At 49.4% G+C, this 12750-nt stretch carries 12 protein-coding genes; all 12 read right to left on the bottom strand.

Annotated elements, in window-relative coordinates; translation table 11 throughout:
* Positions 1 to 3: 3 nt before the first annotated feature.
* The 12 genes from KNO68_RS09560 to ychF all read right to left on the bottom strand — a co-directional run bounded on the left by KNO68_RS09560 (position 4) and on the right by ychF (position 12616).
* The gene (locus KNO68_RS09560; protein WP_078145965.1) at positions 4 to 828 is read right to left on the bottom strand and encodes a two-component system regulatory protein YycI; all 825 of its coding nucleotides are present in this window, start codon (positions 826 to 828) and stop codon (positions 4 to 6) included.
* Complete coding sequence (gene yycH / locus KNO68_RS09555; RefSeq protein ID WP_159563197.1) at positions 815 to 2197, bottom strand: two-component system activity regulator YycH; 1383 nt, start codon at positions 2195 to 2197, stop codon at positions 815 to 817. Before yycH ends, KNO68_RS09560 begins: the two co-directional genes overlap by 14 nt.
* A complete protein-coding gene (gene walK, locus KNO68_RS09550; protein ID WP_074035234.1) occupies positions 2197 to 4038 on the bottom strand; it encodes a cell wall metabolism sensor histidine kinase WalK in 1842 nt (613 codons plus the stop codon). The genes yycH and walK overlap by 1 nt, the downstream gene beginning before the upstream one ends.
* A gap of 3 nt (positions 4039 to 4041) precedes the next feature.
* Positions 4042 to 4752 (bottom strand): response regulator YycF, encoded by a 711-nt coding sequence (gene yycF / locus KNO68_RS09545; protein ID WP_215112407.1) that lies wholly within the window; start codon positions 4750 to 4752, stop codon positions 4042 to 4044.
* Between the two features lie 121 nt (positions 4753 to 4873).
* Entirely contained in the window at positions 4874 to 6163 is a 1290-nt protein-coding gene (locus KNO68_RS09540) for an adenylosuccinate synthase (protein WP_078145962.1), read from the bottom strand.
* A gap of 159 nt (positions 6164 to 6322) precedes the next feature.
* Positions 6323 to 7675, bottom strand: coding sequence for a replicative DNA helicase (gene dnaB, locus KNO68_RS09535; protein ID WP_015880235.1), 1353 nt, complete (start codon positions 7673 to 7675; stop codon positions 6323 to 6325).
* A 17-nt stretch (positions 7676 to 7692) separates the two neighbouring features.
* Positions 7693 to 8136: a 50S ribosomal protein L9 gene (gene rplI, locus KNO68_RS09530; RefSeq protein ID WP_214784585.1), complete on the bottom strand. Its 444-nt coding sequence runs from the start codon at positions 8134 to 8136 to the stop codon at positions 7693 to 7695.
* The gene (locus KNO68_RS09525; RefSeq protein WP_214784588.1) at positions 8133 to 10124 is read right to left on the bottom strand and encodes a DHH family phosphoesterase; all 1992 of its coding nucleotides are present in this window, start codon (positions 10122 to 10124) and stop codon (positions 8133 to 8135) included. The genes rplI and KNO68_RS09525 overlap by 4 nt, the downstream gene beginning before the upstream one ends.
* A gap of 152 nt (positions 10125 to 10276) precedes the next feature.
* Complete coding sequence (gene rpsR / locus KNO68_RS09520; protein WP_015880232.1) at positions 10277 to 10507, bottom strand: 30S ribosomal protein S18; 231 nt, start codon at positions 10505 to 10507, stop codon at positions 10277 to 10279.
* Positions 10508 to 10550: 43 nt separating this feature from the next.
* Positions 10551 to 11060: a single-stranded DNA-binding protein gene (gene ssb / locus KNO68_RS09515; protein ID WP_015880231.1), complete on the bottom strand. Its 510-nt coding sequence runs from the start codon at positions 11058 to 11060 to the stop codon at positions 10551 to 10553.
* Between the two features lie 37 nt (positions 11061 to 11097).
* Positions 11098 to 11385, bottom strand: a complete 288-nt coding sequence (rpsF, locus tag KNO68_RS09510) for a 30S ribosomal protein S6 (protein WP_015880230.1) — start codon at positions 11383 to 11385, stop codon at positions 11098 to 11100.
* A 130-nt stretch (positions 11386 to 11515) separates the two neighbouring features.
* Positions 11516 to 12616, bottom strand: a complete 1101-nt coding sequence (ychF, locus tag KNO68_RS09505) for a redox-regulated ATPase YchF (RefSeq protein WP_031424089.1) — start codon at positions 12614 to 12616, stop codon at positions 11516 to 11518.
* Between the last annotated feature and the right edge of the window lie 134 nt (positions 12617 to 12750).

The raw sequence follows: 12750 nt of genomic DNA, 5'->3' as shown, positions 1-12750 counted from the left end.
CTTTCATTCTTTCGTTTCAAACTCCACGTGCTCGACCGTTCCATCGATCGCATTGACGAAGTAGACCTGATCATCAATCCCGATCGACCAAAGCGGTGGCATGATAATCAAACTGCCAGAGCTGTCGAGCGGTAAACTGTAAAATCCGGTATTGATGGCCCGCATCTCCTGGTTCGGTTGGAAGTACTTCCGAGACGCGAGTTGTGAGATGGCTTCACTGGCCGTCAACACGAGGTCGTCTTGCGTTTTTGACGAGAGGTCTTTTAAATGACGCTGTTTATAATCCGTCACTTCGAACGACTCGTTCAACTGAATGAGGATGAGGGACGGACCGATGTACATTTCCGTGCCACCCTCGACTTCAGGTGCTGAAAAAATCTTGTTGTCCTCGAATGTTTGTACGAAAGCAACCTGTCTTGTTTTTTCATCGTAGCGCCAGTAGGCGTACTCGTTTCCAAACGGAACATATTCCGCTACAAACGTCGAAGCGGTCGTCCGCAAATCCTTCGCATCGAGCGGCACGGGTTGTTTCAACTCGACTTCGAGTTGCATGTTGTCGAGCGTCGTCGCGAGCTGCGCCTCCCGATTTTTCGTGATCATCGCAGCTGACATCTCTTCAGACGAACCCGTCAAATAGCCGATATCTCGACCCATCCGTGGCAATTTTGCCGGATCGACGTTCCGCTGGTCTAAAATCTGCGTGATCGAGGTGTTGTCATTCGTCACGACTTCGGTCGCCCATGTTTCCGTCAGCAATTGAAACAACAGATAGATGTTCAAGGCGAGGAAGGCGAAGATTAAAATCGTTTTCGCTTTACTCCAATCCACGATACATCATCCTTTCTGTCCAATCGTCTCCTTGATTGTATGGGACCCAACGGCCCGCCTCACGCACGAACCAGTTCGGTGAAAACGTCACATAGCGGCTTGTGTCCTCGTTATATTCGATCTCATAACCGATTCGAATCTCGGTCACGTTCTCAAATCGTCCGGAGTTGATGAGCGTACCGAGTACCTCATCCGCATCAGCCAACTGTGTCGTGCCGACTGTGATCAGGCGATCGATTTCCAAGTGGTTACGTGTGATTGACCGGACCTGTGCCCCGTCGTTTTCCACACGTAATGTGGATAAGTCGATGGCATCGTTGTTGATAAACGCCTCACGCTGACTGAAGACGGGATACCCTTTCACGTGAAAACGGAACACGGTCGTTTCAAATCCTTTATTGGCCGGTGTGATGGCATCGAATCGAAGGGACAGCCCTTGATTCTCAGACGCTTCATCGACCCATCCCCCGTGGAAGTTCACGAATTCCACAATGGAATCTAACCCGATTGCTGTATCACGCTCGGTGCTATTCCGAGACAGGTTTCGATAGCGACTGGCGTTCAGTTTCGCATCATATTCCGCCACACTGACACCATTCGTCAACGCCCCGACCGAGCTTGCCGGGTCGACTTCTTGAACGTTCGGGTCACCTGGGAAGAACGTATCTCGCATCCAGTCGAGACGAGTGTCGATTTGAATCGACGACACGTCATACGCGAACAACTCATTCATCTCAGGTCCGACGACCGGGATATAATTCACGCGTTCATCCGTATACGTCACGCGCTTCATCGTTCGACTCGAGTTTTTTAAGAAAAGACTGTTCACATCGCCGTTTCCGACTTTCGTCAACTTCCCTTCCCAAATGGACTGGTCGCTCATGATGGCACGAATGTTGAACGCACTGTCATCCATATAGATGAGGATTCGCTGTGGAATCTTCCCAGACAGACTATACGTTCCTGGAAGCATATAGCTGAGCGTGTCCGCATAGTAGGCCTCCGGTAAGATCAACTCCAGTCCCTCGTTGATATCCGTATAGAAACTCGGGACGTTTTTCACAGCGAGCGGCTTGAACTCACTCGCTTCAAACGAATCCCGAATGACACGCATCAGTTGCTTCGGTGTATTCTTTGAAGCGAACACAGCATTGTTGTCATGCACGACCGCTTGAACGGGAATGATGACCTGGTCCGCTCGACGCTGCAATGACTCGTCCACCGTCGTGAGTTGCGTTTCAGATTGGACGGCCTGATACGTGGGATGGTAGTCCCACAAGATGATGGTTTGAACAATCGACGTGACGATTAACGTGAGCAAAATGAACGACTTCCACAGTTCCGGCTTTGCAATCGTAAACCGTTTCATCAATCATTCACCTCCACAATCGTATCGAACGGGATCGTGAAGTAAATCGTTGTACCTCTTCCAAATTCACTCTCTGCCCAGATGTCGCCACCGTGAGCGGATACAACTTCCTTGGCAATCGATAGACCGAGTCCTGTACCACCGATGTTACGCGCCCGCGCCTTATCGACACGATAGAAACGTTCGAAAATTTTCTTTAAGTTCGACTTCGGAATCCCGACCCCTTCGTCTTTGATGCCGATGACGAGGCGTTTCGCCCGAAGCATCGTCCGGAACGTAATCGTCCCACCTTCTGGTGAGAACTTGATGGCGTTCGTGATGATGTTGTCGATGACTTGAGTCATCTTATCTTGATCGGCATGCACGTAGACGCGACGCTTCATCAGTTTGCGACGGAATTGAATCGCATCCCCTTTCGTCATCTCATGACGGTCGATGATATCGTTAAAGAACTGCACGAAGTCGAACTTCACCTTCTGCATCTTATATTCTTTACTGTCCATCTTCGAGAGCTGCAACAAGTCATTGACGAGGCGAATCATCCGTTCCGTCTCGTTTTGCGTCGTCTCTAAGAAACGTGGCGCCAATTCCTCATCCTGATAAGCACCTTCTGCAAGAACCTCCAAGTAACTACGCATCGTCGTGAGCGGTGTCCGCAATTCATGACTGACGTTCGCAACGAATTCACGGCGGTCCTGTTCGACCTGTTCTTGTTCCGTGACGTCATGCAAGACGACGATGAGACCTGTGATTGGTCCACTATGTTTTTGAATCGGTGAGAAATAGGCACGTACGAGGAACAATTCTTCGTCCGTACTGAGGTCAATCAGTTTTGTCGGCATCGTGCCGTCTTCCGGAATGATGATTTCCTCTTCGAATGCGAGGAGATTTTGTAGATTCGTCCCCATCGCCTCTTCTTCATCGACCCCAATCATGTCGCGCGCCTGGTCGTTCATCAAGATGACCCGTAGCGAGCGGTCGGTCGCAACCACACCGTCGGACATGTTCTCAAGGACACTCGTCAAGCGGCGTCGTTCGGCTTCCGTCGTCGCGTTCGCCTCCATCAACTCATCCGTCAATTCATTGAATGCGTAAGCGAGTTGACCGACCTCGTCATCCGAATACACTTTAACTTTTCGTGAGAAGTTCCCTTTCCGCATCTCGACGGCCTGCCTCCGCATATCGGCAATCGGTCGCGTGATGGTGCGCGATAAGAGAATTCCGAGGAACGAGGTGATGATGAGTGCGATCAACGTCCCCGTTGCGAGGATACGTGTCACTTGTTCCATTTGGTTGTAGATGGACTTCATCGATGCCTCGATATAGATCATCCCGGTCGTCGTACCGTCCACTTCCGACTTGATTGGAACGGCAACGACGCGCATTCGGTCATTTGAATCTTCATAGACGAGCGTCTCTTGCGCCCCGCCTGTCGCGAATGACTTTTGAATGAACGTGCTCGCGGTCCGTTGTCCGACGAGACTTTGATTATTTTGGTTCGAGGTTGCCCGGACGACACTGTTCGTGTCGATGATTTGGACTTCTCGAATGTCGTCAGCTAGCGTCGTGCTCTCTGTAAATTCAGACAGCAGCTGATCCAGTAACTGGTTCAACTGCTGGTCCGTGGTCAAGTCACTCTCGTTCGCGGCAGTCCCCTCACTGATGTTATAGCTCAGTAGGTTCGCCCGGTCGACAAGTGACTGCGAGAAGTTGTTGATGTATTGCCGTTCCAAAGAACGAACAAAGTACACGCCGATGACTTGCATCGCAACGAGAATGAGCAGCGCATAGATGACGACGAGCTTCCACTGGATTGATTTAAAGAAGTTCGTCCGTTTCATCGTTTAATCTTCTTCTCCTGCCTTCAAATAATACCCGACGCCACGACGCGTAATGATATACGTCGGAGTCGATGGATTGTCCTCAACTTTTTCACGAAGACGACGTACTGTGACATCCACGGTACGCACATCACCGAAGTAATCATAGCCCCATACCGTTTGGAGCAAGTGCTCCCGCGTCATCACTTGCCCGATGTTTTGGGCGAGGTAATGAATCAATTCGAACTCGCGATGTGTCAATTCGATCTTCTCATCCCGTTTCGTCACCATGTACGAATCCGGATGAATCGTCAAGTCGCCGATCACGATATCGTTCGCGTTGGCTCCTTTTACTTCTGGCGCCGGTGCTGTCGCATGACGTCGCATGTTCGCTTTGACACGGGCTAACAATTCACGTGAGCTGAACGGCTTTGTGACGTAATCGTCTGCGCCGAGCTCTAGTCCGAGTACTTTGTCGATCTCGGAATCTTTTGCCGTCAACATGATGATCGGCATATCGTATTTCTTCCGCACCTCACGGCATACTTCCATGCCGTCCTTGAGCGGAAGCATGATGTCGAGCAAGATGAGATCCGGTTGAATCTCTTCTACTTTGACGAGTGCTTCTTCACCGTCATAGGCAACGTGCACCTGGTAACCTTCTTTTTCAAGTTTAAACTTCAATATATCTGCGATTGGTTGTTCGTCATCTACCACTAAAATCGTACGATCCATTCAGTGAGTCCTCCTCTTATCATTAAACGTACATGCCTACATTGTAACTCTTTTTAAACAGCTTAGAAAGCGTGGTCCATTTCCGTGGAAATAGAAAAAGAGAGCCCGGTGGCTCCCTTTCTTATGCTTCGTAAATATCACGCAAGATGACTGTCTGTTCACGAGCCGGTCCGACCGAGAACGTCAACAATTCGATTCCTGTCAATTCCTCGATGCGACGCACGTAACGCTGTGCGTTCTCCGGAAGGTCTTCAAAGCGACGAACCCCTGTGATATCCTCTGTCCAGCCAGGAAGCTCTTCGTATACCGGTACACACTTCTCAAGGACGCGGAAGTTCGGTGGATACTCGTCAAGATGCTTTCCTTCATACTCATACGATGTACAAATCTTGAGCGTCTCAAGACCTGTCAGCACATCGATTGAGTTGAGGCAAAGATCTGTGATCCCACTGACGCGGCGTGAGTGACGCACGACGACCGAGTCGAACCAGCCGACACGGCGTGGACGACCTGTTGTCGTTCCATATTCTTTCCCGACTTCACGGATTGTATGACCGATCTCATCGTCGAGCTCTGTCGGGAACGGACCGTCTCCAACGCGTGACGTATATGCTTTACAGACACCAACCACGTGATGAATCTTCGATGGCCCGATTCCGGCACCACTCGATACGCCGCCTGATGCAGCATTCGACGATGTGACAAACGGATACGTTCCATGGTCGATATCGAGAAGGACCCCTTGAGCCCCTTCAAAGAGAACTTTTTTCTCTTCGTCGAGCGCATCGTTCAACACGACCGATGTATCACACACGTATTTCGCGAACTGTTGACCATACGCGTAGTATTCTTCAAAGATGTCATCGAACTCGATTGGATCGACTTCATACATTTTCACGAACATGCGATTTTTTAGTTCAAGTACAGTCTTTAGCTTCTCCGCAAACACTTCTTTGTCGAGAAGGTCGGCGATGCGAATCCCGATACGTGCCGCCTTGTCCATATACGCTGGACCGATTCCTTTCAGTGTCGTACCGACTTTCGCGTCACCTTTCGCCTCTTCTTCGAGACGATCTTGAAGCTGGTGGTATGGCAAGATGATATGCGCCCGGTTCGAGATCCGGAGGTTATCCGTGCTCACACCCCGTTCATGTAAGTAAGCGAGTTCTGTCACGAGTGATTTCGGGTTGACGACCATCCCGTTCCCGATGACACACGTCTTATCCGAATAGAAAATCCCAGACGGAATGAGGTGAAGTTTATATTTCGTATCATTGAAGACGATCGTGTGACCAGCGTTGTCTCCCCCTTGATAACGCGCGACGACTTCGGCTTGTTTCGATAAGAAATCGGTGATCTTCCCTTTCCCTTCATCGCCCCACTGCGTTCCCACTACGACTACTGATGACATAATGAATCCTCCTTATTAATCAACGTTCTGTTCAAACCATCCGTAAGTGTACACTTGAAAAGCAAGAAAGTCAATTGAATACCGAACGTTTTATATAAGATGTAACTATTCGTTCGTCATTTTGATCTAATCCTATACAAAAAAAAGACACCACCGACGTTACATCGGTGGTGCGAAGGCTTGCGTCTCCATATTGACGAACTTGTTGTACTCTTTCCTGAAGGAGAGCTTGACCGTACCGGTCGGACCGTTACGTTGTTTCGCAATGATGATTTCAATCGTATTGGCGTCTTCACTCTCTTTATCGTAATAGTCATCACGATAGAGGAAGGCGACGATATCGGCATCCTGCTCGATTGCTCCCGATTCACGGATATCGGACATCATCGGTCGCTTGTCTTGACGACTCTCTACGCCACGTGAGAGCTGAGACAAGGCGATGACCGGTACTTGTAGTTCCCGTGCGATTGCTTTGAGCGTACGTGAGATTTCCGATACTTCTTGTTGGCGGTTCTCGCCCGGTTTCCCGTTCCCGACGATGAGCTGCAAGTAGTCAATCATGATCATCCCGAGGCCATGTTCCTGCTTCAATCGGCGACATTTGGCTCGGATTTCGTTGACCCGAAGACCCGGTGTATCGTCGATGTAGATGCCTGCTTGGGAGAGCGACGACATCGCAAGGGAGAGACGACCCCAATCTTCCGCTTCAAGACGACCGGTCCGGAGGCGCTGGGCATCGATGTTCCCTTCCGCACACAACATACGCATGACGAGTTGCTCGGCACCCATCTCCAAACTGAAGATGGCGACGTTCTCACCCGTACGGACCGCGACGTTTTGCGAGATGTTCAAGGCGAACGCGGTCTTCCCGACAGATGGACGGGCGGCCACGATAATCAAATCGTTTCGTTGGAAACCGGCCGTCATCTTATCCAAATCCGTGAACCCGGTCGCAATCCCGGTGATTTCACCGCTCGACTGATGCAGCTTTTCAATCGTCGAGTACGCATCGGATAAGACAGAACCAATCGGGTGGAAGCTCGATTGTCCTTTTCGCTGCGATACTTTTAGAATATTTCGCTCGGCATCAGATAAAACAGAATCCACCTCATCTTGACGCTCATAACCATCCGAGACAATGTTGGTCGCAGTTCGAATCAGTCGACGGAGTGCCGCTTTTTGGTCGACGACGTTCAAGTAATAGCCGATGTTCCCGATGGCGGGAACGGATTCCGCGACCTCCGCCAAATAGTTGAGGCCCCCGATTTCGTCTAAAATCCCTTGCGCCTGCAACTCAGAACTAAGCGTTACCAAGTCGACGAGCTCGCCTCGGTCATTGATTTTTAGCATCGCTTCAAAGATGCGCTGGTGGCTGACACGATAAAAGTCGTCCGGGTCGACACGCTCTGAGGCCGTAATCAACCGATCCGAATCGAGGATGATTGCCCCTAAGACGGCTTGCTCCGCTTCCACGCTATGCGGTGGTGTATTGACTTGAATCGCATCACTCATCCGTCTCTACCTCACCTTCAAGCTTCTTGTACATGTACATTCAACGTCGCGACGACGTCATGGTGCAACTTCACTGGCACTTTCGTGAAACCGAGCGCCTTGATCGGATGCTCGAGTTCAATTTTACGCTTATCGATTTTGTAGCCCATCGATTTAAGGGCATCCGCGATTTGCTTGCTCGTGACCGAACCGAACACGCGACCGCCTTCACCGGCTTTCGTCGTGACGGAAATCGTCTCTTTTTCAAGCTTTTCTTTTAGTTGTTTCGCTTCGTTCAACTCTTCTTCTGCTGCTTCTTCGGCACGACGTTCTTTAGCCGCAAATGCTTTCAGGTTTCCTGGTGTCGCTTCCACTGCCAAGTTCTTCTTGAACAAGACGTTTTTAGCGTAAGCGTCTGCCACGTTTTTCACTTCTCCAGCTTTCCCTTGTCCTTTTACATCTACTTTCAAAATGACTTTCATTCTAATTCCTCTCCTTCAGTTTCATCTGTTACGTAATGATCGATTGCCTCTTTCAACATGACGTTCGCTTGTTCGCGACTCACCTCAAGTTGCGTCGCCGCATTCGTCAAATGGCCACCGCCATCAAGCATTTCCATGATGACCTGGACGTTGACGTCGCCGAGCGACCGCGCGCTGATTCCCGTACGTCCGTCCGGTAAGACGGCGATGACGAACGAAGCTTTGACGCCTTCCATATTCAGCAACTGGTCTGCAGACTGAGCGATCAACACTTGATGGTGTGCCTCGTCGTCAGAAGCGACCGCGATCGCCATCCCACCTGCATAAATTTCGGTGTTTCTCAAAATCTGAGACTGCTCGATATAAGCATCGAGGTCTTGTCTCATGAAGTGCTGTACGAGAACCGTGTCAGCACCTTGAATCCGTAAGAAGGATGCCGCATCAAACGTACGGGATCCCGTACGGAGCGTAAATCCTTTCGTATCGACCATGATCCCCGCGAGAAGTGACGTCGCTTCTAAAATCGAGAGCTTTCGGCTTCCCGCCTGATACTCAATCAATTCTGTGACGAGCTCACTCGTTGATGATGCGTAAGGCTCCATATACACGAGAACCGGATCTTCGATAAACTCTTCCCCGCGACGATGGTGGTCGATGACGACGACCTGCTCCGACCGATCCAAAATATCTTTTGAAATGACGAGGGACGGACGGTGTGTATCGACGACGACGAGTAATGTCTGTTCATCGATGAGTGGCTGTGCCTCATACTCGGTCAGGAATTGGCTGTATAACGAGTCATCGTTCTCTACTTCATGGACGAGCCGCTGAATCCCGACACTCGTCTCACCGGATGGAATGACGACATACGCCTCGCGCCCGACAAACTCAGCCAATTTCATGACACCGATGGAAGCCCCGAGCGAGTCCATATCTGGATTCTTATGTCCCATCACAAGGACACGGCTCGATTCCCGAATGAGGTCACGCATCGAGTTCGAGATGACACGTGCCCGGACACGCGTTCGCTTCTCGGTCGGATTTGTCTTCCCGCCGAAGAAACGAACTTTCCCATTATGACGCTTAACGACTGCCTGGTCACCACCACGGCCAAGTCCTAAATCTAGACTCGACTGAGAGAGATTACCGAGCTCCGTCAATGTCGTTTCACCGCACCCAATCCCGATTGATAACGTCAACGGGATTCTTTGTTCCTTCGTCGCATCACGCACTTCATCCAAGATTGAAAAGCGGTTGTTTTCAAGTTCAGATAGCGTCCGTTCATTCATGACGAGGAAAAAGCGGTCCGCAGCTGTACGACGCATGTAGATATGATGCCGCTGCGCCCATTGATTGAGGAGCACCGTCACCCGACGATTGACTTCACTACGGACCTGTTCATCCACCGCAGTCGACATCTCGTCATAGTTATCCAAATACAAAATACCGATAACCGTCTGCGTTTGAACATACTTTTGTTCCATCTCCGCTTCTTCGGTCATATCAAATAAATAGAGGGTTTGATGGATTTGATTGTAATAGACACGATAGACACGGTCACCCACTTCAATCGTGGCTTCATCCTCTTCTTCTTCAATCAATTCATCGAAGGCGGAATGGAGCGCATCAAGCGGTATTCCAATCGCCATATCGAGTTCGAAAATCAATCGTGATTGTTCGTTATACCAACTGATCCGTCGGTCCTGGTCAAAGACTAAAATCCCAATCGGCATCGTCGTCAATGCTTCTTTTCCGACCTCTTCGATTTGATGAGAGAGAGAGAGGACATACTGTTCCCAATTTTTACGCTCCCGTCGCATCGTCACTTGCTGATAGATGAAAAAAATCAGCGTGCCCATAAACAGGGTGATTGCCGCCACAATGTTGTAGAACGCCAATCCTAACGAGACAAGGAATCCAATCACGTATGGAATCATGTGCCGCGCGTATTGGTTCTTCACGGATGTTAATGCTTCACCACTGTGCATGTATGCCTCCTAAAATGAGTAATGTTCACCCATGGAATCGTAAAGGTTTCTGCTCTATCATACCATATTCGTCGGTTTCACTTACACACTTACAGTCGAGATGAAATACAAAAAAACGACTTATCCAAGAGGATAAGCCGTTCGTCAAACAATTACTCTGCAACGTATGGAAGCAAAGCCATTTGACGTGAGCGCTTGATAGCGACAGTAAGTGGACGTTGGTATTTCGCTGAAGTACCAGTCACACGACGTGGAAGAATTTTACCACGCTCCGAAACGAAGCGTTTGAGCAATTCTACGTCTTTATAATCGATATGAGTGATGTTGTTCGACGTAAAGAAACATACTTTACGACGACGACGACCTCCTGGACGACGTGCCATGTGAAGACCTCCTTTATAGGTTAGTTTTTATTGTCCATGATGATTAGAATGGCAAATCATCATCTGACAAGTCGATTTTGCCGCCACCCGAGAACGGATCTGCGTCAAAACCTTTATTCGAATTCGAGGACTGAGATGAAGTCGAAGCGGCTCCTGCGCCCCATCCTGATCCACTTGATTCACCACCACCGAAGACATCTCCAGATGGTGCTTGCTCACGTTGCCCTGAGGCTCCGCGTGGTTCAAGGAAGCGTACGCTGTCTGCGACTACTTCTGCCCGGTAACGACGTTGGCCATCTTGTCCTTCGTAACTACTGATTTGAAGGCGACCGTCAACGCCGGCCATGCTGCCCTTTTTCAAGTATTGTGCTACGTTCTCTGCTTGTTTGCGCCAAACGACACAATCAATAAAGTCCGTCTCGCGCTTCCCATCTTGTCCAGCGAATGGACGATCGCAAGCGAGAGTAAGGCGTGTTACGGCGATTCCGCTCTGCGTATAACGCATTTCGGGATCGCGAGTCAATCGACCAACTAACACAACTCGGTTAATCATCTCCAAGCTCCCCTTTCACGATACGAAACGTTAAGGATTAACGCTCGTCTTTTGTTGTCATTTGACGGACAACGTCGTCAGAGATCTTCATGAGACGCTCTGTTTCTAAGATCGCTTTAGGTTCAGCAACGATGTTAAGAAGAACGTAGTGTCCTTCGCGCATCTTGTTGATTTCATAAGCGAAACGACGTTTACCCATGTCTGTTGTTTTTTCAACAGTACCACCGTTTTCAGTGATGACGTTGTTGAAGCGCTCGATTAAAGCTTTCTTCGCTTCCTCATCAACTGATGGACGGATAATGTAAAGAAGTTCGTATTTACGCATTATCTTTCACCTCCTCTTGGACTAACGGCCCCTACCGGTTGTAGGAGCAAGGAGCAAACAATTGTTTTACTCACGTCATAATATACTATCAAACTTCCTTGACTTTTACAATACGTTTCCGTAAATCAACTTATACGTTGAAGCGGAACGTGACAACGTCGCCATCTTGGAAGACGTATTCTTTTCCTTCTGAACGAAGTTTTCCTTGTTCTTTCACCGTCGTCATGTTTCCTGCTGCTGAAAGGTCGTCATACGACACGACTTCGGCACGGATGAATCCACGTTCGAAGTCAGAGTGGATGACACCGGCACATTGTGGGGCTTTCATCCCTTGTTTGAACGTCCATGCACGAACTTCCTTCTCACCTGCCGTAAAGTATGTCGCAAGACCAAGTGTCGAGTAAGCCGCACGGATCAATTGATCAAGTCCTGACTCTTCGATTCCGAGATCTTGTAAGAACTCGAGGCGTTCTTCCGGTTCGAGTTCTGAAATTTCTTCTTCGATTCGTGCACAGATGACGATGACTTTCGACCCTTCTGTTGCCGCGTGATCACGGACTGCTTGTACAAACTCGTTCGAATCGGCATCTGCCACTTCATCCTCACTCACGTTCGCCACGTAAAGCATCGGCTTCATCGTAAGCAATTGGAAGTGTTTGACAATCGCGAGTTGATCTTCTGATAATTCAGCGACACGTGCCGGGCGCTCTGATTCAAGAACATCTCGCACGATTTCGAGTGCTTCGAGTTCTTGTACCGCACCTTTATCTTTTGCCTTCACCATTTTTTGAACACGTGCGATTCGTTTATCGACTTGCTCAAGATCAGCTAAGATCAATTCAAGATTGATAGTCGTAATGTCATCGATTGGTGAGACACGACCTGCGACGTGCGTGATGTTCTCGTCTTCAAAACAACGGACGACTTGGCAAATCGCATCGACTTCGCGAATGTTCGCCAAGAATTTGTTTCCGAGACCTTCACCTTTTGACGCACCTTTCACGATTCCAGCGATATCTGTAAACTCAAATGCTGTTGGTACCGTTTTTTTCGGTTTGACGAGTTCTGTCAATCGATCAAGGCGCGCATCCGGTACTTCTACGACGCCGACGTTCGGGTCGATCGTCGCGAACGGATAGTTGGCCGCCTCGACTCCTGCTTGTGTAATCGCATTAAACAATGTCGATTTCCCGACGTTTGGCAATCCGACAATTCCTGCTGTTAATCCCACTAGTAGTTCCTCCTCATCCGGTGTTTCCCGGGAAATGTTAAGCCGTCTGTGGAGTGGGTACATTCAGTACACCACACCGTCACATCCTTCACAATTATAGATAGTCCACGATTAAACCGCAACTCACGTTCATA

Source organism: Exiguobacterium sp. s75 (genome assembly GCF_018617145.1).
Taxonomy (GTDB): Bacteria; Bacillota; Bacilli; order Exiguobacteriales; family Exiguobacteriaceae; genus Exiguobacterium; species Exiguobacterium profundum.
The sequence above is the reverse complement of the archived record's forward strand: the minus strand, read 5'-3'. Positions and strand labels throughout refer to the sequence as shown.

What these genes read in the sequence shown, in the direction of transcription:
- yycH (WP_159563197.1), bottom strand. Translation starts at nt 2,197, where the DNA reads ATGAAACGGTTTACGATTGCAAAGCCGGAACTGTGGAAGTCGTTCATT.
- ssb (WP_015880231.1), bottom strand. Translation starts at nt 11,060, where the DNA reads ATGATTAACCGAGTTGTGTTAGTTGGTCGATTGACTCGCGATCCCGAA.
- rpsR (WP_015880232.1), bottom strand. Translation starts at nt 10,507, where the DNA reads ATGGCACGTCGTCCAGGAGGTCGTCGTCGTCGTAAAGTATGTTTCTTT.
- KNO68_RS09540 (WP_078145962.1), bottom strand. Translation starts at nt 6,163, where the DNA reads ATGTCATCAGTAGTCGTAGTGGGAACGCAGTGGGGCGATGAAGGGAAA.
- rplI (WP_214784585.1), bottom strand. Translation starts at nt 8,136, where the DNA reads ATGAAAGTCATTTTGAAAGTAGATGTAAAAGGACAAGGGAAAGCTGGA.
- KNO68_RS09525 (WP_214784588.1), bottom strand. Translation starts at nt 10,124, where the DNA reads ATGCACAGTGGTGAAGCATTAACATCCGTGAAGAACCAATACGCGCGG.
- dnaB (WP_015880235.1), bottom strand. Translation starts at nt 7,675, where the DNA reads ATGAGTGATGCGATTCAAGTCAATACACCACCGCATAGCGTGGAAGCG.
- rpsF (WP_015880230.1), bottom strand. Translation starts at nt 11,385, where the DNA reads ATGCGTAAATACGAACTTCTTTACATTATCCGTCCATCAGTTGATGAG.
- walK (WP_074035234.1), bottom strand. Translation starts at nt 4,038, where the DNA reads ATGAAACGGACGAACTTCTTTAAATCAATCCAGTGGAAGCTCGTCGTC.
- yycF (WP_215112407.1), bottom strand. Translation starts at nt 4,752, where the DNA reads ATGGATCGTACGATTTTAGTGGTAGATGACGAACAACCAATCGCAGAT.